The sequence below is a fragment of the Paenibacillus sp. FSL F4-0243 genome, from assembly GCF_037963295.1.
Lineage (GTDB): Bacteria > Bacillota > Bacilli > Paenibacillales > Paenibacillaceae > Paenibacillus_AQ.
The window spans coordinates 4,055,821-4,077,173 of the sequence record NZ_CP150151.1; the positions used below are offsets into that span (position 1 = coordinate 4,055,821).

At 42.2% G+C, this 21,353-nt stretch carries 14 protein-coding genes; 7 read left to right on the forward strand and 7 right to left on the reverse strand.

Translation table 11 applies throughout. The annotated features are described in order from the left end of the window. Positions 1 to 74: 74 nt before the first annotated feature. Positions 75 to 560: a DUF2975 domain-containing protein gene (locus tag NSS87_RS17920; RefSeq protein ID WP_042189017.1), complete on the forward strand. Its 486-nt coding sequence runs from the start codon at positions 75 to 77 to the stop codon at positions 558 to 560. 112 nt (positions 561 to 672) lie between these two features. On the opposite strand, the gene NSS87_RS17925 is transcribed toward NSS87_RS17920, so the two are convergent. The 3 genes from NSS87_RS17925 to NSS87_RS17935 form a co-directional block, all read right to left on the reverse strand. Then, entirely contained in the window at positions 673 to 4,785 is a 4,113-nt protein-coding gene (locus tag NSS87_RS17925; protein ID WP_339241775.1) for an S-layer homology domain-containing protein, read from the reverse strand. Positions 4,786 to 4,928: 143 nt separating this feature from the next. Then, positions 4,929 to 6,020: a response regulator gene (locus NSS87_RS17930; RefSeq protein ID WP_339241777.1), complete on the reverse strand. Its 1,092-nt coding sequence runs from the start codon at positions 6,018 to 6,020 to the stop codon at positions 4,929 to 4,931. Positions 6,021 to 6,023: 3 nt separating this feature from the next. Then, entirely contained in the window at positions 6,024 to 9,134 is a 3,111-nt protein-coding gene (locus tag NSS87_RS17935; RefSeq protein ID WP_339241779.1) for an ATP-binding protein, read from the reverse strand. A 246-nt stretch (positions 9,135 to 9,380) separates the two neighbouring features. Here NSS87_RS17935 and NSS87_RS17940 point away from each other — a divergent pair, with 246 nt between their 5' ends. The 5 genes from NSS87_RS17940 to NSS87_RS17960 all read left to right on the forward strand — a co-directional run bounded on the left by NSS87_RS17940 (position 9,381) and on the right by NSS87_RS17960 (position 13,859). Further along, entirely contained in the window at positions 9,381 to 10,157 is a 777-nt protein-coding gene (locus NSS87_RS17940; RefSeq protein ID WP_081951150.1) for a MerR family transcriptional regulator, read from the forward strand. Beyond that, positions 10,154 to 10,834, forward strand: coding sequence for an N-acetyltransferase (locus tag NSS87_RS17945; RefSeq protein ID WP_339241782.1), 681 nt, complete (start codon positions 10,154 to 10,156; stop codon positions 10,832 to 10,834). Before NSS87_RS17940 ends, NSS87_RS17945 begins: the two co-directional genes overlap by 4 nt. Continuing rightward, positions 10,818 to 11,825: a CocE/NonD family hydrolase gene (locus NSS87_RS17950; protein ID WP_042189023.1), complete on the forward strand. Its 1,008-nt coding sequence runs from the start codon at positions 10,818 to 10,820 to the stop codon at positions 11,823 to 11,825. Before NSS87_RS17945 ends, NSS87_RS17950 begins: the two co-directional genes overlap by 17 nt. Before the next feature lie 129 nt (positions 11,826 to 11,954). Then, on the forward strand, positions 11,955 to 12,782 hold the full coding sequence (locus tag NSS87_RS17955; protein WP_339248609.1) for a MerR family transcriptional regulator: 828 nt from the start codon (positions 11,955 to 11,957) through the stop codon (positions 12,780 to 12,782). A 45-nt stretch (positions 12,783 to 12,827) separates the two neighbouring features. Further along, positions 12,828 to 13,859 carry a serine hydrolase gene (locus NSS87_RS17960; RefSeq protein ID WP_339241787.1) on the forward strand — a complete coding sequence of 344 codons (1,032 nt, stop codon included), beginning with the start codon at positions 12,828 to 12,830 and terminating at the stop codon, positions 13,857 to 13,859. An 84-nt stretch (positions 13,860 to 13,943) separates the two neighbouring features. On the opposite strand, the gene NSS87_RS17965 is transcribed toward NSS87_RS17960, so the two are convergent. Continuing rightward, positions 13,944 to 14,333, reverse strand: coding sequence for a hypothetical protein (locus tag NSS87_RS17965; RefSeq protein ID WP_042189026.1), 390 nt, complete (start codon positions 14,331 to 14,333; stop codon positions 13,944 to 13,946). A 139-nt stretch (positions 14,334 to 14,472) separates the two neighbouring features. Further along, positions 14,473 to 16,218 (reverse strand): beta-galactosidase family protein, encoded by a 1,746-nt coding sequence (locus NSS87_RS17970; protein ID WP_339241789.1) that lies wholly within the window; start codon positions 16,216 to 16,218, stop codon positions 14,473 to 14,475. Between the two features lie 153 nt (positions 16,219 to 16,371). On the opposite strand from NSS87_RS17970, the gene NSS87_RS17975 reads away from it, so the two are divergent. Further along, positions 16,372 to 17,826, forward strand: coding sequence for a sulfatase-like hydrolase/transferase (locus NSS87_RS17975; RefSeq protein ID WP_042189030.1), 1,455 nt, complete (start codon positions 16,372 to 16,374; stop codon positions 17,824 to 17,826). Between the two features lie 81 nt (positions 17,827 to 17,907). On the opposite strand, the gene NSS87_RS17980 is transcribed toward NSS87_RS17975, so the two are convergent. Both NSS87_RS17980 and NSS87_RS17985 read right to left on the reverse strand, forming a co-directional pair. Continuing rightward, positions 17,908 to 19,407 (reverse strand): arylsulfatase, encoded by a 1,500-nt coding sequence (locus NSS87_RS17980; protein ID WP_042189032.1) that lies wholly within the window; start codon positions 19,405 to 19,407, stop codon positions 17,908 to 17,910. 15 nt (positions 19,408 to 19,422) lie between these two features. Continuing rightward, positions 19,423 to 21,318 carry a family 20 glycosylhydrolase gene (locus NSS87_RS17985; protein WP_339241792.1) on the reverse strand — a complete coding sequence of 632 codons (1,896 nt, stop codon included), beginning with the start codon at positions 21,316 to 21,318 and terminating at the stop codon, positions 19,423 to 19,425. Between the last annotated feature and the right edge of the window lie 35 nt (positions 21,319 to 21,353).

Here is a 21,353-nt window from a genome sequence, read left to right on the forward strand (position 1 = left end):
CAATACAAATTTATTGTAAATCAATAAATTAAATGCTAAAATCATGAAGTCATTAAATAAGTGAGGTGTTTTAAATGAATGTTAAACGAGGTTCAACCACTTTCTTAAAAGTAATTATTTTTCTGGTTGGAATTGCAGTGCTTGCTTTGTGTATCTGGTTGCCTGAGATAGCGGTAAGAGATGCAAGAGTACATCCAGATACGGCTTACTTCCTGATTCCCTTTTTAGTTTGTGCTTACGGATTTTGTATTGCGTTTTCTGTTGCGCTGTACCAAGCATATAAACTATTAAACAACATCGAAAAGAACAATGCTTTCTCTGAATTATCCCTTAACTCTTTGAAGATTATAAAGAAATGTGCTTTTGCAGTCATTTTCCTCATTTTGTTAGGACTAGTAAGCTTAAGGGTGCTTGCTAAAGTTACAGATAGTGATGATCCAGCGGGTCCTACATCATTATGTCTAATGGGTCTTTTAGCAACAAGTATCATCGCAGCCATTGTGGACGCACTTCAAAAGCCATTAAAAAATGCCCCAGATATAAAGCCAAAAAATGTATGATTAACAGTCAAATATCAACATTAGAATTTAATATAGCCAAAAGAAAAGAGTATTCATTCGAAGGTTATCGAATGAATACTCTTTCTTTTCAATGTATATTGTGAGCCAATTTTTAAATTAAATCAGACTTTTGAAGAAGCCGCTTAACGATCGCTGCAACCTCAGCTCTGGTCATATCATCCTTGGGAGCAAGTACATTGCTGCTTCGTCCCATGATTACGCCTGCCTGCAAGCAGTCAGCAATTGCGCTAATCGCCCAGTCAGATGCTTTGCCGGCATCGGTATATGGGTTCAAGAATCCTTCAGCGGATTGATTAGGAAGGTTAGCCTTTAGCGCTGTAATTTTCATCGCTTTGGCGATAATTAGCATCGCTTGTTCACGGGTAATTTGGTCATCAGGGCGGAACATGCCATCTTCAAAACCATTGATTAATTGATATGCATATGCAGTATTGATCGCACTGTTATACCAATCCGAAATTTTAACATCCGAAAATGGTGTTGCTGTTTGACTCAATCCTAGTCCGAGACCGCGAACGACAATCGCCGCAAACTCTGCGCGGGTAATCGCTTGATCAGGTGTAAATTGACCATTGCCAGTCCCTTCGATAACTAAACGGGAACCCATATCATTCACTGCATCTTTTGCCCAGTGATTAGCAACATCACTGAATTCAAGCGGATGCCAGATTACAGAGTAAGTGCCGCCACTAAGGCTGTTGATTGTAGCAAAATATTTGCCTTCAATGACTATCACTTTAGTAGGTACATGACGCACTGAGCCATCAGCATCAATATACACACCGGTTGTAATCTTATTCGGGTCCATCCCATCCGGAATAGCAATCGTACGTTTCACATACGTATTGAATTGGGATAGTTCAATACTCTTATCTCCGTAAATACCTCTAGCTGTAAAGTTTACTGGTGCGCCGACTAATGAAAATGATCCGTTTTGCGCAGCAGCTCCTAATGCTTTAACTTGATCGGCAGTTGGTGCGCTGATTTCAATCTGAATTTTAATATCTTGTAAAGCTACAGACTTACCAATCTGCGCGGATAAGGCCTCAATATCAATCTGCCCAGCAGGCAGTGTAAATGTCGCATTTCCCGTTCTGATTTCAAGTACAGCTTGATTTCCCTGCATATTTTTAACCATTTGTCCGTTTAGTTCGCCAACGATAACATCAGATTTACTAGTGGCAGTGATAGAAACCACCGCACCTTTACCTTCAGCGGCGAGCTTGTCTTCCAGCTTCTTCTGGTCTAAAGCAATGGTGGTTAGCGTTTGATCATTCCGTTTACCATTCGTCGCAGTTCCCACGGTTTCCGCTTTACCATTGATTAAAATGGAAGCATCATTTGCCACAGGTGCCGGCGTTGCTGATGGAGTTGGTTGAGAAGGAACATCAACACTGGATGGAGCGCTCGGGATGACTGTATTGGATTCAGCAGATGATTCGCTAAAGCCAGCCTTATTGATGGCCTGTACCGTGAAGGTGTAGCTTGTACCATTCGTAAGACCACTGATTGTAAACGGACTTCCATTACCCGTAACCGTCAGCCCTCCCGGATGAGCCGTTACAATATATCCTGTGATTTCACTTCCACCATCGTTTACCGGCGGTGTAAAGGTGATGATCGCTTGACCATTTTCTGCAGTTGCAGTTACGGATGTTGGAATACCCGGTGCTGTAATTGGCTTAGCAGGAGCCTTCACAGTAACGGTTGTTGAAGCTTTATAACTTCCATCTTTCGTTGTAACTGTAATGATGGCTGTTCCCTCACCGACTGGAGTTACTTCTCCATTCACAACCTTGGCTACAGTCTCATCGCTGGAGCTCCAGATCAGGTCTAGATCTGTTGCATTTGCAGGCTCTATTGTCGCATTTAGTATTCCCACAGTTTCACCAGCTGTTAAATCGAGCGTCTCTTGATCTAGCCTCACCCCAGTTACATTCACAACTGGTGGAATTGGTTCACTTACATTCACTGTTGTTGAAGCAGTAAAACTGCCATCTTTAGTCGTAACCGTAATGGTGGCTGTTCCAACACCAACCGGGGTTACTACTCCGTAAACAACCTTAGCTACTGTTTCATCACTGGAGCTCCAGATTACCCCCTTATTGGTTGCATCGGCAGGTGCGACTGTCGCTTGAAGCGTTTTATCACCTTCTCCAACTGTTAAATCAAGTGTTGGCTGGTCTAAGGTTACTCCGGTTACTATAACAATTGGTGGCTTAGGTGCTGCCACATTCACAGTTGATGAAGCTTTAAAACTTCCATCCTTAGTCGTTACAGTAATAATTGCTATACCCTCACCAACTGGTGTCACCACTCCATCCACGACTGTTGCAACAGTTTCATCGCTGGAGCTCCAGATCACATCTGTATCTGTCGCATTTGCAGGTTCTATTGTCGCCTTTAGTAAGGCATCTGCTTCACCAGCAGTTAAGTCGAGCGTCTCCTGATCAAGCTTCACTCCGGTTACGTCCACAACTGGAGCACTCACAGTTACGGTGGATGTCGCAGTATAACTTCCGTCCGTAGTTGTTGCTGTGATCGTTGCGGTTCCAACGCCAACTGGTGTTACCACTCCATTAACAACTGTCGCGACAGTTTCATCACTGGAGCTCCAAGTCACTGTTTTGTTCGTCGCATTAGCAGGTTCTATTACAGTATTTAGTGTATCTCCTGCTTCTCCCTCTGTTAAACTAAGTGATGTTTTATTCAAAGTCACTCCAGTTACGAGGACATCTCCCACATCGTTTACCTGCACATTGAAGGTGTATAAACTACTTATAGTTCCATCATTTACAGTAACAGTAATCACACTGTTTCCGTAGGCATTCTTCGCTGGTGTTATTTCTAACGTCCGCACATCCCCACTTCCACTTACTTTCAGTCCATTATTCGGAATTAGGGAAGTATTAGAAGATGTAGCTGATACATTAAGGTCATCCCCATCCACATCAATAACCTTAAAGGAGCGTAATACAGATTTATTTTTTTCCGTTGTAGTACTTCCCATGAAGCCTGTGTCCTGCTTCCAGCTAGCACCAGTGATTGAACCGTTCTTAGCTGAACCAGCCGGTGTATTGACAGCAATAATACCATCATTTCTATTCGAAAATTTATAGTTCAAAGCCAGATTTGGCTCTGATCCATTCAAATCGACGTTCATTTCGCGAACAATTTCGCTCTGGGTTTTAGCTTTACTCCAAAACCTTACGTCTCTCATCCCACCGCTGTAATCTCCGTCCTGTCTCCAGGTGCTTTTACCAAGCCAGTTGTTCGGACGTGCCATATTTCCAACTGTACTTAAATCCATAGCCCCTTCTGCCTTAAGAACCCCATCCCAATAAATTCGTCCCTTTTTCTGACTGTGATCATAAACAATTGCGACATGAACCCATTTAGAAGTCGGGAAATCTTCAGTGACGTTAATCTCACCTTTATTGGTATACGCTATGAAGCTCATTTTTTTTCCGTTAAAACCCACAAATATATTGTGGTTTGCCTCACCGATTGAAGATTCGAAGAATCTCATCCAGGTATTAAAACCATTGACTTTTAAATTACCTTCAATTGTAAAAGAATTCTTGTATAACAGTTGATCTGGGAACGTCACATAATCCCCATTGCCGTCAAAACTAAGATAGTCCCCACCATTCAGTTCTGTCAGATAAGGTGCATCGTTCACTGGATTTACAGTAATTGTAGCAGTGCCTAGATCTGGGTTGAATGCTGCAGAAACAGTGGTATTCGCATTTTTTTGATAATTTTGATACCCTGTTGCTGTAGTGTCCCATAGCTTAAAGTCAATGGAAGCTGTTCCGTTCCAGTCTTTAGCGGGGACAAAACGAATTTTCTCCGATTTCAGCAGCAGAAAAGCTTTAGTGTCAGACACTGGCTCGATATTATACCAGATGTTTCCCAATGTGTTGTAATATTGCCAGGCCCCATTGGTATTATCAAATGACACCACAGCAATCCCTGTTGTCGCTGGATCGGTTACCTTTCCTGACAAAAGACTGGAAACAACAACGCCCGCGTTGGAAGTATCGTCTTCATTAATGGACGGTATCACAGCTGGGCTATTCACGATCCAACCAAAGTCCGATTTTGCACTCACTATTTGAGTGTGGATCGGTCCCACACCTTGCACCACAACTCCAGTGGCTAACGAAATACTAATGCCTATTTTCATAAATGATGGCTTCAAACTCTTTTTCCCCCTCTAGCTTAAATCATGTCATCATTTCGACAATAATCGAGAGTATTATACAAAATTATGATAAACGAAAAATAAACAAAAAAAAGAACCTTCGAAATCCAATCGATTCGTCGGTTCTCTTTTACTATATATTAGTTCATAATCTTCATAATCAACGCTTTAAGCTTAGGATCAGGTGAAGTTCCAAGCTCCTGTTGAAGGGTCTCTTCCAATTGCCCATATCGCCGATAAGCTTCATTCATACGCCCTAGTTCAATATACAAATGAATGATTTCCTGATGGATATCTTCTCTCAAGGGATCCAATTTCAAGATTCTCTCAAAGTAGTGCAGCGATTGTTGACGCTCGTTCTGCTCCATATGAAATCTAGCAGCTAGTTCCAGCAGTCCAATAAAATCCTGTTCAAGTCGGCGTGTCTTCCCACTAGCCCAATCGTATGCTTTACCTTTGAGAAAGGACCCCGTATATAATGTTTCTACTTGATTGAACCATTCAGAATCTTTTTTCGAGACCTGCCTAATTTGCTTCAGCTGTCGCTTAAACTCATACAAATCACAATAAATACTGCGTTCCTCTATACTTATTTCGGTTCTGCTGGCTTTAATAAAGCTAGTTCCGATTGCTTTTCGAATATAGTACAGGGTTGAGTTCAGATTCTTCAACGCTTTATCAGGTTCCAGCCCACTCCATAAGGTATCGATAATTTCATCTCGGCTAACCGTCCCTTTACTAATCAAAAAGGCAAACAATTCTTCGGTTTTTGGGCTCCTTAGCTTGATGGGCTCTCTGTCTTGCGTACGGCGGTATATCTTTAGTCCATTAAATAAGAGAACTTCTATGACGGGCTGAACCGTCACACCTCTATTCATTTTTTTGATCTTATCCAAAGTTTTAGTTAAACGCTGTGCAGTTACAGGCTTCAGTAAATAATCCACAGCACTCAGTTCGAAGGCTTGCAGTGCGTATTCGTCATACCCTGTAACAAAAACCACATTAATCGATTCATCTAGTTCATGCAAAAGGGTGGAAAGCTTCATTCCATTTGTGTCAGGCATAGAAATGTCCAAAAAAGCTACATCAATCGAATTCCCCTTCACAAATTCATAGGCTTCCGTCGGATCCAGAAAAGTATCGTATACTTCAATCTCTCCACTCTGAGATAATATCCTTTTTAAGCGCTTTACTGATAATTCTTCATCATCCACGATAATGGCTCGCAGCATACTTCAACCTCCTATCCGCTTCATGTGTTGTTTGGGGATATCAAAAGAAACTCGTGTGCCTTTTCCTTCAACACTTTGAATACGAATGTTCTTTCCATAGAGAAGTTTGATGCGTTGGCTAATATTCCAAAGCCCTACGCCTCTTTTATCTACATCTGATTTCATGATTTCCTCCAGCTTGTGCTCACTCATTCCGCGTCCATTATCTTCTACAACAAAGCTGACCACAGAAGGATCCGACTCTTTCACAGATATAGTTACCTTTCCTCCCCGTAAATTGGACATCAGTCCATGTCTTATAGCATTTTCTACTAATGGTTGTAGGATAAGTGGGGGAATCCGGCTATCCGTATTTGCGGTTATATCATATTCCACTTGTAATCTAGCACCAAAGCGCACTTTTTCAATATTAATATATGCTTTAACTAGCTCTAGCTCACCCTCCAAGGTAGTTAACGAATCCAACTGTTTGAAGTCAAAGCTGCTTCTCAAATACTGTGACAGCTCCAGCGTTAATTCTTCCGCCTGCTCAGGTTCTTCCACACATAATGCAGCAATTGAATTCAGGGCATTGTACAAGAAATGTGGTTTGATCTGAGAACGTAAAAAGGCAATTTCGGCATCTTTAGCTTTCTTCACAGAAGCTCTCAATCGGGTCAGGCTTTTCACACGTGCCATTAATTCTTCCGCTTCAAACGGCTTCCCCACATAATCATTTGCCCCATTATCCATGGACATTTTCATATCGCTAACTCTATTCTTCGCCGTTAGCATTAACACAGGCAGCTCAAAGGGTGTGAATCTCTCTCTAATCCTTTGCAGAACCTCATAGCCAGAAATATCCGGCATTGTAATGTCCAGTACAACGAGAAAGAAGTCTGAATTCTTCGATAACTCATCAAGTGCCAGCTGCCCGCGGTTCACAACAACAATGGAATATCCCTCAAGCTTGAACAAGTTGATCATAGATTGCAGGTTGGCAAAATCATCGTCCACGACCAAAATCGGCTCATTGATTTTACCTTGGATATATATAGGATACTCCTGGCGCGGAAAGAAAACTTCTCTATAAGGAAGAGTCTTATCCACGATTGGACCCGTGACTTGATTAGATGTTCGATCCCATCGTGGAAGAGTAAATATAAAGACCGATCCTGTACCAGCAACAGAGTCCACTCTAATGTTCCCGCCATGTAACTCAACCAGCTTCTTGGTAATGCTTAGTCCGAGACCTGTTCCACCATGACTATGAATTTCAGCTTCGTCCACTTGCTCAAAGGCCATAAATATACGTTTCTGCATATCCGGTGCAATTCCGATTCCCGAGTCTGCCACACGGACCTCAACCCATTCATGTGTAAATCTGGCACTAATATTTATTTCACCCTGCTCCGTGAATTTAATCGCATTATCTACCAAGTTGTGCAAAATCTGAATCAAACGGTTGCCATCTGCATGTACAGGTGGAAATTCTGAAGCAACATTGTTTACGAGAAAGATCGACTTTTCTCCGAGCAGAAACGAATGTATACCGATAACAGAATCTACAACAGCTTTCAGATCTAGGGTACTTTTATATAAGGTGATATCTCCATGCTTCATTTTGGAATAATCGAGCAATTCGTTTACCATATAAGTTAATCTTCTTCCACTTCCCATTACGATCGCTAGATTCTGCGCTTGCCTTTCGGTAACTGGACCTTCAACCCCATTAAGTAGTGTAGCAGTAATGTTGACTATGGCATTCAGTGGTGTCTTCAGCTCATGAGAGGTATTGGAGAGAAACTCGTCCTTAATTTTGTCCAGACTGATCAGCTGGTTTTTCATTTCATCTATCGTATGATAAGCCTCGAAAAAACGGAGAACAATCAGAACGATCATAATGATATTAAAGGCTACAATGTAAAACTGTCCTAGCCAAAGGTTTTCTTTCATCGAAAGAGCAAACAGAATGATGTCTATCGAGTACAGATTGATTGCAAGAATCGCCAAGAACAGCAACAACGATTTGATCCGATTTACTTCAGGGCTTCTGATGTACAAGATAGCCACTCTAAACAACATCCAAATTAACATCAATTCATATACAATGATCACATAGGTAGAGAAAAGCGTGTAAGTACGAATAGGCAGGATTGCTACCAATATTATAAAGCTGCCTAGTATAATCGTTACGACTTGCGTAAGTTTTAAAGAGATTATGCTTTTGTGCATTTGGTAGAAAAATATAGCCAGAACAATAAAACACGATATGGAGCTAATATCCTTCACTTTGTATAACACAATGAACGAAAGGTTTGGGAAAAACAGTAACAGCGAACGTTCTCCAATCAAGCCATGATAGATCGCAAGCAGTAAACAAATAATAGCAAATACAAGTAAGGAGTAATCCTTCTTACGGTATAAAGCAGCCGCCACAAAGCAGATGACAAAAATAAGTGATAATGTTCCCAATATTGCAACTGTACTAAATTCACGAGCCGTACTCTTCTGCTGGTTCTCCAGCATAGCGGCTTCCTCGCCAAACGTAAGAGATACCGGAATACCTGCATTTACATATTCATAGTTAGAAACTTGAATGATAATCTCTACATCACCTTTTTCAGACGAAAAAAGCCCAATCTGCGGAATATTCCCCGACTGGTAATCGGCAGTACTCATAGTGGGGTTTCCATCCTTAATGAGTAAATGCCCATTCACATAAATCGCACTCGAAAAGCGGATATTCGTTTTTTTCAAAGCGAATACACCGTTTACAGGTAAGTTTTTCAACACCATCCGATAAGTAGCAGAACCGAATGCAGGTAAAGGTTGTCCATCAACCACTTTGCCATTCCATCGTGAAGGGACCTCCATTAATGCTGTAGGAGCAGGTTTGTCTGTGCTTGATTCTTTAAAATGCTCAGGCATTAGCAGCTGATTCCAATAAAATTCCCACTCACCATCTAACTTGATGACCTTTTGTTGCCCATAATCCCAAGTTGAAAGATCCATGCTCCCCTTCTGAACTTGCAGATAATTCTCATGTTGATCATTGTCTATAAAAATGGATAGTGGGATTGTTGCTAACGAGATGAAAGCAATTAAATAAATAAGTAACGTCCTTTTGAGCATCGTAGGCCCCTTTTCTATGGTGATGTTAAGCTGCGCAAACGCTTGGGGCATCGTGCAACACTTGGATTAAATAGGATAGATAACGATAGATAATTCTATAAAATTTTCTGTTTTCCTTCATGTTTCGACAAATTAATGGAATGGTGATTAGTGATTACATGAAACTGAGATCCACGCTTGACCTTAGGTCAGACCTAAGGTTTATAGTTAAATCAACAAATACCAATATAGTTAGGGGCACCTCCATTGAATCATTACATTACGATTGGTGAACTTTCAAAACTTATGAATGTATCCGTACATCAAATCCGATATTTTGAAGAGAAAGAGATTTTATTTCCAGCCTATACCGATAGCAATCAATACCGGATGTACGGAATTAATGAGATTTATCAGTTGGCCCAGATCCTATTACTCCGCAAATTGAACGTGCCTGTCAGTACGATTAACAAAAGCATGAATAACTTCACCAAAAATGACTACCATCAACTTTTGGAGCAGTCTCTAAGTAAAATAAACTCTGAAATAAACCAGCTAATGTTGTTGCAGCAGTTTTTACAAAAGGTACTTAAAGAATACGAGCACTCTGACATTCTAGAAGACAAATATCACATTAAACAATTGGATACTCGTCATTTAAAAAAATGGATGGAAATAGAGCAAGATGAGCCACTCACCGCTCGAAGTCTGTATGAAAAAAAGCCGCAACCAGCTCATTTATTTGAAACAGATCTGCATTATTTATACGATACTGAACAAGTAACCTTATGTTTTGAAAGCACTCACTTACCAGACATCATCCTAGAAAAAGGCAGCTACTTATATAAAGCATTTTTCGTGACGGATAACCAGGATATTGAACGTGAGATTGCTCAATTGGAACACTATTTAACACAACATCACTATACAATTCAGGGACCATTGATCCTTTTGGAAAAATCATATCTATCCCTATTCAACAATGACAAGCTTCATTATGAAATCCAAATTAATATCAAGCATGACCCTGACGGTGTAGCATGATAAGTCCGAACAAGATAACAATCGCTCACTACCAAGAACAAGATCATAGAGCAGTCTGCAGTCTTTTAGTGGATGCGTTCCACGGTAAATTCCACTCCCTTATCTCACTAGAGGACGATGATATTGCTGAACTACTTTTTGGGCTCTGGGAGCATGATCAACCGTCCGCATCATCACAACAAATCGTAGCTAAAGAAAATGGAGAGGTTGTCGGTACGCTCAGCATTAAGTGGAAGGACAGCCGAGCCTCAGACAGAAGTAAATTTATATCACCTCACCATAGTTCCTTTTCACAATTATTTAAGAAATTTGGATATTTAAATGTATGTAAGTTAATGGTTGGGTTACATTTTTTGAATTATCAGCCTCGCGCAAAAGAATGTTATGTCGATCATTTGGCCGTTCGATCTAGCCACCGTAATAAAGGAATCGGTAAGCAGTTGCTTAGTTGGGCAATAGATTCTGTAAACAGTCACTCCGAAGTGGACAAATTAACGCTACATGTTGCTAAAAATAATAAACGAGCTATTCATATGTACCAACAGATGGACTTTGCTATCGATCAATCAAACTATAGCGGGATTAGACACCTTCTTTTTAAAGAGGCTAATTGGCATTACATGACGAGGCGTTTACCACTACATCCTAGGAGCTCAATAAATGAAAAAAAATATTAAATTAACCGCATGCTTGATCATTGGCTTAATGGCAGCTTCAGTCTTATTCGTATTAAATCAGCATTCATATGCAATGAATGAGCAAAAGATAGAAATCGAAACCCCTCAGGGTAAACTAACAGGAACTTTAATTCTACCCCAGCACTATTCTGGAAACGTAGGGCTAATAGTTTTTGTTCATGGTGATGGTCCCATAAATGACACATACGATGACGGATATAAACCTTTATGGGAGAAATTCGCATCTGCCGGATATGCTTCTTTGTCTCTTAACAAGCCTGGTATTGGTGGTTCCTCTGGTAACTGGTTGGAGCAAAGCATGGAAGATCGTGCTCAGGAAACGATATCTGCGATTAACTGGGCGAAGAACTTACCAATGATTGATAAGAAGTCTATTGGTTTGTGGGGAGCAAGTCAGGCCGGTTGGGTGATTCCCAAGATTGTAAAAGAAGTTCCTGATCTCGCGTTCAGTATTCTTGTATCGCCTGCGGTGAACTGGATTTCTCAAGGTAAATACAATACAAGATTAGAAATGAAACAAGAAGGCTTCTCGGAAAATGAGATCCAAGCGAAAGAACATTATAATGCTCAAGTATTACAATTACTTAACGAACGAGCATCTTACGAGGATTACTTGCGTATTGCACATTCCGAGAACTTGATTTCTAAGGAACGCTGGGAATTTATCGCCAAAAACTATCAGTCTGATGCCACCGAAGAACTTAGTTACTTCAATGCTCCTGTCCATTTAGTACTCGGCGGTCAAGATATCAATGTAGATATTGAGGAAACCGAACGTATTTATCGTGAAAAAATACCTGCCAGCTTGCTCTCAGTCTCTTATTTTCCCAACGCTGACCACTCTATGCTTTCAAAGAAGAATGCCGCATCCCCCTTAAGGACTTATTTAACCGCTGTTTTCTTTCCACGACAATTGGTGGAAGATCAATATTTAGATGATCTAAGCCGATTTGTGAAGACACAACATTAAACCTATTTCCAGATAAGAAGTCTGGCTATTGACTTTACCCTTAGGGGAAGGTGCATAGTGGAATTGAACAAACCATCGAAATTCAAAGTTTATATATCATTAAATATCGAAGAAATGGAGATGAGATTGTTGCTGTCCATAGGAGAATTCTCGAAGATATGCGAAGTGTCAACCAAAACGCTGCGGTATTATGATGAAATTGGATTAATTCATCCCAATGAGATTAATCCCGAGAACGGTTATAGGTATTATTCCATCAAACAACTAACAAAAATGCTCTTTATCAATCGTTTGAAATCTTATCATTTCTCACTTGAAGAAATCAAAGATATTCTGGAATGGGAGCAGGATCATTTTGAAGAGAAGCTTAGTACAGCCCTAAATCTCAAAAAAAGAAAACTACAAGAGAAACTACGAACTTACGAATATACGTTAAAGCAAATTAATAGTGATGTTCTAAATTTAGAGAAAGGAATATCTATGATGTCCTACCTAAATAAGATAGAAGTGCAAATTGTTGAAACCAAACCAATGCATATTCTTTTTACGCGTCAAATGTTGAGCAGTGATGATTATGCGCTTGGATATGGTAAGTATTTTAGCAAACTGTATGAAACTATTGCCACTGAAAAGCTGACCTTGCTGGGCACGCCAATAACAATTTATCACAGTGAGGAATATAATCCTGCCGGGAATGATACAGAGTTTGCCCTACCTATTGAGGAGATCGTAAACGGAACGAGGGAATTACTTGAAGGGCTGTGTGCGAAGTCTGTTTATAAGGGCCCTTATTCAGAATTAACATCGGTTTATGCGAAGCTCACAGAATGGATAGAAAATGAAGGTTATGAAATGGTGAACTCACCCTATGAAAAATATATAACAGACCCCACGCAAACTTCTGATCCTGAGGATCTTGTTACTGAGGTGTATTTTCCAGTTAAAAAAAGAGCGTAGCCACACTCATATTCACACCAAAATTTGATTAAAGGAGTTATCGATATGCACAGAAACTACTGGCCTACAAAAGACTGGCAAACTTCAGATCCGGCTGCTACCTTAGGAATGGATACTGAACAACTTTCAGAACTAGAAGCTAAGATTAAATCCGACTATAGTAATATAAACGGAATTGTAGTGGTGAGAAATGGATATATTGCCTATGAACAATACTTCAATGGCTATGGTCCGAATGATCTGCATCATGTGGCTTCTGTAACGAAAAGCATCTTATCCGCCCTCATTGGTATTGCCATTGATGCCGGCTTTATCAAGCATGTTGATCAGGAGGTGCTGGATTTTTTCCTCGACTATGTTCCCGACGATGCTGCTGCCAATCTACAAAAACGAGAAATCACTATACGCCATTTGCTCACCATGACAGCTCCCTATGCTTTTGAAGACTGGCACGAGCCACTGGAGCAACTCTGTAAATCGTCCGACTGGGTCAAATACACACTTGATATCCTTGGCCACCAAGGGAATGTCGGTGATTTTAAATATTCCAGCGCAGGGGCGCACTTACTGTCAGCTGTCATCACTCGTTCCACAGGAAAAAGTGCCCGTGAGTTTGCTAACGAGCGATTATTCAGCCCTATCGGCATGACGGAAATCCCGGATTATGAGATGAAATCATTTGGGTTTGATGATTTATTTGGGGTAAATGTGAAGGGATGGGTGGAAGACCCCAATCGTATCACCACAGGAGGATGGGGACTTACGTTGTCTCCACGTGATATGGCGCGTTTTGGTTTATTATATTTGAACCGTGGAAAATGGGAGAATAATCAGATTATTTCGGAGACATGGATTGAAGAATCAACAGCGATGAACCCTAATCATTACGGTTATTTGTGGTGGCTACGCGAAGAAGATGGGACTTACACTTACTCAGCGTTAGGGGATGGTGGTAATGTCATTTGCTGCATTCCAGAAAAAAAACTTGTCGTAGCTATCGCCTCAGAAATCACACTTCAGCCTCGTGACCGGTGGCCTCTGATTAAGGATTGTATTATTCCGTCTGTAGTAGAGTAAAGAAGATAGAAAACATGCTGGTTGCCACTACTTCATTAACAACTAGGAGTGCAACCAGCTGTCTACAATCTAAATCATTTTGCTTCAAGGAAAAATAATATCGCCTTCGTTGCTGCTTACATCAAAAAATCCTACTTTGTGTTTTATAGCCAACTCCCGCATCGCCGTATAAGCTTCCTCAGCTACAGAATAAGCGAAAGCTGCATAGATGACGGATGAGCCAAGCGAGTAGTCAGTCAACCGGTTATCCGTTCCTGCTTCCTCCATCGCCTCAAAAATCTCATCCTCTACATTCATATTAGGAAATTGCTCGGACAACTCACTATAAAAACGTTGCAGCGCCTCCGATAAAACTGATGGATCATTATAGGCATGGTCTTCCGACCACTGCACTTGCTGCTCATACCACTTCATAAACGCTGCTCTCTCTTGCGGTGCTTTAGACGTCTCGAACGCCATCAAATCATAACTCATTAGCAATCCTCCTCTAAACCACCCTAATCGTGCATTTTCAGTTCCTATAAATTGTTGGGCTGTTTTGATTATATATTAAAAATCATCAGACCCATACTATAGAATTATGATACTTACTCACCCATTAAATATTTAAATATCATGTGAGCTCAGGTGTATCTACAAAAGTAACCACTGGCTCCATTACGCCATGTAATTCAAACAAGATTAGTTCGTTCCCGCCTTGACGCAAAAGCGGTGCCGGTATGTAAAGCGTTTTTGTCGGACCCTCCTCCCAGTAACGACCTAGATTAAAGCCGTTTATAAAAACCTGACCTTTACTCCATCCGTCCAACCGCAAAAAAGTATCCTCAGGCTTACTGACTTGAAAGCTCCCCCGGTAGAAAGTGGGCCGCTGACGTTCTTCGCAATCTATCGGTGTGAATGATAATCCTTTAAGATCTGTTAATGGCAAGGAACGAATGGTCCAATCATGCAAAAATTGATAGCCGAGTCTAACGCCACAGGTTATGCCCTTCGGATCACGAAGCAGCGGGCCATAATTTACGCGTCCCATGTTCTCCACAAGAATGTCGATTTGCAGTCCCTCAATCGGGATCTCTAATGAAATTCCTCGCGGATCCCAGCGTTCAACTGTACCGACAAAGGCCCCATTCGCGAATACAAGCGCACGATCGCGAACTTCTTGAAGAACGAGCTCCGTACTGCTGCGGGGTCCACTGATCTTCGTTGAATACAAGATAAATCCATAATCCTGACCCAGTTTCTCCATTGGCTCGGGACATGCTCTACGTTCTGGACGAGACAAAACGTCTAACTGAGTGAACAGTGGTGCTGCTTCTGTCATCAACACTTTACCATAAGCTTGTGACTTTATTAACGGCGGTAATTCCAGTGGCGGCAACGTTACGTATTTCTCAATAATTTTTCGAGCTTCATAAAATTTTGCAGTTGGCTTACCCGATTCGTCCAGCAGTGTATCATAATCGTAGCTGGTTACGATGGGCTCATATTTGTCAAAAAGATTTGCCCCATTCATAAATCCAAAATTCGTCCCCCCATGAAACATGTAGAAGTTAACAGAGGCTCCTAGAGCCAGCATTTCATCCAAAGTCTCCGCTACTTCGGATTCGGGGCGGGTATTATGCGGTTTCATCCAGTGGTCAAACCATCCATTCCAGAATTCCATGCACATCAACGGCCCCGTAGGCTGATATTCACGTAATTTAGCAAAGGCTTCCTTTGCCTGTGAACCGAAATTTACGGTGGCGAACACTCCGTCGATCATACCGCCTTGAAGCATATGATCTTCAGCTCCATCTGAAGTAAACAGCAGAACGTCCATGCCGCGGGCGATCATTCCTGCTTTTAGATCATGCAGGTAAGTCTTATCACTCCCAAAGCTTCCATATTCGTTCTCTACCTGAAGGGCAAGCACAGGCCCACCGTTAGTGCTTAACAAAGGCCGCAGACGTGGAAGCAACTCATCGAAATAGGCATCCAACTTAGATAAATAGACGTTATCATTACAACGCAGCTGGATGTTATCGTCCGCAAGTAACCAAGCTGGCAATCCACCGAATTCCCATTCCGCACAAATATAAGGACTTGGCCGCAAAATCACGTGCAAACCAAGCTCTCCAGCAAGTCTAACGAAAGCCTCGATGTCAGCAAATCCATCAAAATTGAAGCTCCCCTCCTCTGGTTCGTGTAAATTCCAAGGAATATAGGTTTCAACAGTATTTAATCCGCAAGCCTTCAGCTTCAGCAAACGATCCTGCCAATATTCCGGAACGATCCGGAAGTAATGAAGCGCACCAGAAAGCAACCGGATGGGTTGTTCGTCTAATATAAAATGATCCCCTGATATGGATAACTTCCGCATATAATTTCTCCTCCAACATTGAGATAGACTATTCAATTATAGGTAATAAAAATATCAACCCATATGGACAATTCTAATGAAATATATGGAGAATTCATTGGTTGCTAGAGGCTTTTGTGATGCTATAAACTATATTCATAGGAGGTTTTTCGGATGTCAAAAAGAACTCATATTTGGTTAATTACCACAGATCAAATGCGTGCGGATGCACTAGGTATCGAGAACGCTTCCGTACTGACACCTGAGCTTGACAAGCTTGCTTCAGAAGGCACGCTCTTCACTGGAGCTTACTGCGCTAGTCCCGTTTGCACGCCCTCACGCTCCTCCATCTTTACTGGAAGGTACCCGCATGTTCATGGTGCTTGGAACATCGGTACTGCGCTTAGAGAAGACGAACTTACCTTATGCGATCATTTAAAGACAGCGGATTATAAAACCATCGGTATAGGAAAGATGCACTTCCGTCCACAAATGAAGGGGGACTTTTCACAAGAATATGAAGATCCTGCTTATCGAGATCGCGGAAGAGCTTCCGATGGAACGTACTACGGATTTGATGAGCATCATATTACTGAAGACAATTGTATCGGGGAATATATGGAGTGGCTTAAGGAACGCAACCCGGAAGTAGCAGAACGATTCAGTAAAGACCGTTTCAGAGCCTCCGATGCTCAACACGATGTGTGGGAGAGCGAAATTCCTCCGGAGCTGCATCAGACTTACTGGATTGCTGAACGGAGTATCGATGCTATCCTCGCCCACAAAACCGAGCAACCGTTATTCTTATGGTCCAGTTTCGTTGATCCGCATCATCCCTTTGACCCTCCAGAAGTTTATACGGATATGTACGCGGACATTGACATTCCGTCTCCAACCAGAGAAGCTGACGACGTTCATCTTCGTCCTCCACATTTGCTGCGTCAGAGTCAGGGAGGATATTGGCCTGGTGGCGGTGAGGAGCATTCTCTTGATGAAGCGCATATGAAACGGCTCACTCGAAATTATTATGCGATGATTACCTTCATTGATGAGCAGATCGGACGTATTATAAAAGCTTGGCGTCAAAAAGAAATGTACGATGATGTTGTCATCCTCTTTACCAGCGATCATGGAGAACTGCTCGGTGACCATGGACTAATTTACAAGGGACCGTGGTTTTATGAAGGGTTAACACGGATCCCGATGATCGTACGTGGTCCTGGGATTGCTTCCGGGCAACGGGTCTCTGCTTTGATGGAACATGTTGATATTGTCCCCACACTGCTTGAAGCCGCAGGTCTCAAATTCCCCTACGGAATTCAAGGCGTGTCACAGATGGAAGTGCTAGCTGGCAGGGAGTCCCATGTACGTAATTCTGCCCTAACCGCTTATATTGCTCATGATCGAGGCATAAACGCTAAGTGTTTGCGAACTACACGTTATAAGCTAGTTATCTTTGCAGGAGAGACCTACGGTGAATTATATGATCTGAAAGAGGATCCTCATGAAAACTACAATCGTTTTGAAGATCCCGATTATAGTGAAATTCGCAGTTCGATGGTAGAATTGCTCGTCCATCGAATGATTCAAGATCAGGACCCATTGCCTCAGCGCCGGAGTAGCTGGTAAATCAAAACACATGCTAAACTCCTTAATCTTTCCGTAACAGACGAAGGACAACCTGAATGTTCAGGTTGTCCTTCGTTAAGATCATTTCCCCAATTCGGATGCCTTTAGAATATTAGAAATTGGACGTCCGGCAATCAATTCGCCGTTGTTTACAAACCCTTCCTCTCGTCCCTCCAGCTCGTGAATAAGACGCTCTCTCCATTCACGTATACGCTCTAAATTATCGGTATATCCGATTGCATTAACCTTCTCTAAGGGATCGGTCACTAGGTTAAAGTACTGCTCTTCGCCTGTCTGAGAATACCATATGAATTTCTCTCTTCCATCCGTTAAAAAGTGGTGAGACTTTTCTCCATAGGCTTGCTCCCCATGAATATAAGACCGCCACACTATCTGATCTCCCTTACACAGCGGCAACACACTTTGCCCTTCTACTGTAACTGGTATTTGGACGCCAGCAGCTTCAAGAAACGTCGGCATAATATCGCGAAGCTCTACAATGGAATCAAGCCGGGAGCCTGCAAGAAGTCCAAGCGTTTCTCCCGGATCAAACACTATGAAAGGAATCTTAGCACTTCCTTCATAAGGAAGAGATTTGCGGAAGTAATGATGATCCCCCATCATTTCACCATGATCAGAAGTAAATAGAATCAAAGTTTCATTTAAAACTCCATATTCCTGCAGCCCATTGATCAACCTCCCAATTTGGTCGTCAAGATGCGTTATTAGTGCATAATATGCGGCACGGGCACGATCCAATCTGCGCTTTGGCAAATGAGTGAACGAAGATGTTGGATCCTTAGCACTGTTTAAAGCTGCATTCTCGTCCACCCAATCTCCGACTGGAGGATCAGGAATTTCCAAATCCATGTACATATCTAGATAACATTGCGGCGGATCCAAGGGGGAATGTGGGCGAACGAAGGAGGACCATAGGAAAAATGGTTTTCCAGGGTCTCTTCTTCGTAAGAAGTCTAGCGATTCGGTTACGCACCAATTCGTTGGATGCATCGATTCCGGCAAATGCCAGGGGCGGGCAACCGTTGAGGCATTGCAATCAAGTCCTAAGTCAGTGATATCCGAATTGGCATTGGTTTGTCTTCGCAGCCACTGTAAATAATCATCTACTTGATCATAGTGTTCATCATATATGGCTTCGCTCTTGTCCCGATTGTAGTGAAGATATCCATCATGAAGCACTACATTATGAAATCCACATAGATTACGTGCAGGATACACATGCATCTTGCCAACACACTGCGTATGATAACCAGCTTGAGCAAGCTCTCCGGCAATCGTATGGGCGTAATTCCATTCAACCTTATCCTGATACCCCACCCGCCCATGTGATCGTTGGCCCATTCCTGTCATGATAGCAGCCCTCGCGGGAATACAACTCGGGGTAGCTGAGTAAGCATGTTCAAATAATATCCCTCTTGATGCAAGAGAATCCAGGTTGGGTGTCTCAACGACGGGATGTCCCATGATGCTCAGGCAATCAAAACGCATCTGATCCACTGTGATAAGCATAAGGTTGGGCCGCTTTGAGCCATTTTGATGGTCCAGATTAGTGTCAATCATAACCTCACTCCCTTCTTATACTCCTGCGATGACGGACGGTGTTGCGATCGTGTGCCACAAATTCGCACTTATCGCCCTTGGACCGTCATCGTCAACGAGACCGTCGAACGTAAGTAGCTCCTCTTCTAATTCAGCTATCTGTTCCACTTTCCCTTCGACATAACTATTGATTCGATGAATAGCCGTCCTAATCCTCTGAAGCATACCTCCCATACGAAGATCAAAAACATCAAGACCAAACACCTTATTTTCCAGCTCCCATTGCACCCGATAGTCATCCATAAATCGAACGGCTAAATCTGATAGTTCTGGCAAAGTCACCTTGGCAAAATGAGCCAATTCCTCAACATTCCCTCGATGATAAGCATCACGTATGGAAATCCCGATTTCGCTCTTTATCGCAAGCAAGCGACACAAGCTGGCTTGTACAGAGAATAAGGATTGCCAAGGCGAATTCCGAGTAATCGCCTGTTCAAGCATTTTCGCACTTTGCTGATAATGCTTCGAATACACGCTAGGAATAACATGTCGATCGAACAAACCACACAAAATATCTTGATAAAGCAAGTATTTAGCCGGATTGATGGAACATCCCCCCGGTGCCGAATTACCTGGAACCAGGTTAGCCGCATCGAGTGCCATAAAGTCATCATAATGGCCTTTCACGCAGCTACTGAATCTTTCTTTGACATGATTCTCCACGAAACATCCCGTGTAGCACAGCTCCGCCCAAAGTTGAAGGGTAGGAAGAACCGAGAAGACGGAAGCTTCAGCACCATTATCTCCCCATGCGGTAATCAGCACTTCTTGAATTCCATGCTTAACACAGCTATCATGAGCCAGCAGACTGACTTTGCGGCTGAATTCATTGTTTGGAGCGAAGCCCATCCATTTCCAAGCACCACCTGCAAATCCAATATGATCATTCAGCTGCTTATGTTTGCGTAACATTCCGTCGTATTTCTCCTGCGTTTCCGAATAGTAATCCCAATAGATCAAGGTAACATCTTCAGGAATCAGCTTAACAATATCGGGGCTGATTGGACTTTCAGCATCGTAATATTCTCCGGAACTGGCCAGACGGAAAAACATGTCGCTCCACATCATCGTACGGAAACCATATTTCCTGGCGATTTCCATAACAGTACTAAAGTGTTTTAACATCAAGGAGGATCGATCTTGATACCCATGCTTGTCTAGATATTTACCAAGTCCCATCATATGCGCTTCGTCCATCCCAATATTTATACGGCGACTGCTTACATGGGTCGCCATGAAAGCGAACATTCGATCAATTAACTCGTAAGTTCTCGGATCATCAATGAGGAGAATGTCTTGGAAATCCACTAGCGGTGCATGTGCTTGCCATTTCAATGCTTGGCCCAGATGAGCCAGCGTCTGGATACAAGGAACTAATTCTATACCAAATAACGCGGCATACTGGTCCATCTCCCGAATTTGCTCCCCTGTATATCGACCTCTTAAATAACCGAAATAAGGATACCCCTCAAGTTCGTAGGTGTCTTCCGTATACAGTTGAACCGTTGAATATCCCATAAGCGCTAAGCGCCGAATCAATTCCTTATATCCTTCATGGTTAAGAACAGCATTTCTTGAGCAGTCTACCATGAAACCTAGCTGTTCATAAACCGGCATTTCATTAATTTCAACTCTCTCACCACGACGTAAATTCTCTAGCAATCGGCTGAGTGCCCGGATCAACTGATGTTCCTGTTCATACTCAATAGTGGCCTGAATCTCATCGTAAGATATTCGAATGCCCTTCCCTTTTCTCTTACAATTTACTGGAATCCCTGACCGTTCTATTCGAATACTCAATATTCCCGCTACTTCTGAAACAGCTGCTAACTGTTTCTCGGTTAACCCTGTCAAGTGAATGCTATGTATCATAGACTTTACCCTCCTAATCTTATTATAAGTATGCG

Coding starts and splice junctions, on each gene's coding strand:
- NSS87_RS17960 (WP_339241787.1), top strand. CDS start 12,828: ATGCACAGAAACTACTGGCCTACAAAAGACTGGCAAACTTCAGATCCG.
- NSS87_RS17965 (WP_042189026.1), bottom strand. CDS start 14,333: ATGAGTTATGATTTGATGGCGTTCGAGACGTCTAAAGCACCGCAAGAG.
- NSS87_RS17980 (WP_042189032.1), bottom strand. CDS start 19,407: ATGATTGACACTAATCTGGACCATCAAAATGGCTCAAAGCGGCCCAAC.
- NSS87_RS17985 (WP_339241792.1), bottom strand. CDS start 21,318: ATGATACATAGCATTCACTTGACAGGGTTAACCGAGAAACAGTTAGCA.
- NSS87_RS17950 (WP_042189023.1), top strand. CDS start 10,818: ATGAAAAAAAATATTAAATTAACCGCATGCTTGATCATTGGCTTAATG.
- NSS87_RS17920 (WP_042189017.1), top strand. CDS start 75: ATGAATGTTAAACGAGGTTCAACCACTTTCTTAAAAGTAATTATTTTT.
- NSS87_RS17930 (WP_339241777.1), bottom strand. CDS start 6,020: ATGCTGCGAGCCATTATCGTGGATGATGAAGAATTATCAGTAAAGCGC.
- NSS87_RS17975 (WP_042189030.1), top strand. CDS start 16,372: ATGTCAAAAAGAACTCATATTTGGTTAATTACCACAGATCAAATGCGT.
- NSS87_RS17935 (WP_339241779.1), bottom strand. CDS start 9,134: ATGCTCAAAAGGACGTTACTTATTTATTTAATTGCTTTCATCTCGTTA.
- NSS87_RS17945 (WP_339241782.1), top strand. CDS start 10,154: ATGATAAGTCCGAACAAGATAACAATCGCTCACTACCAAGAACAAGAT.
- NSS87_RS17970 (WP_339241789.1), bottom strand. CDS start 16,218: ATGCGGAAGTTATCCATATCAGGGGATCATTTTATATTAGACGAACAA.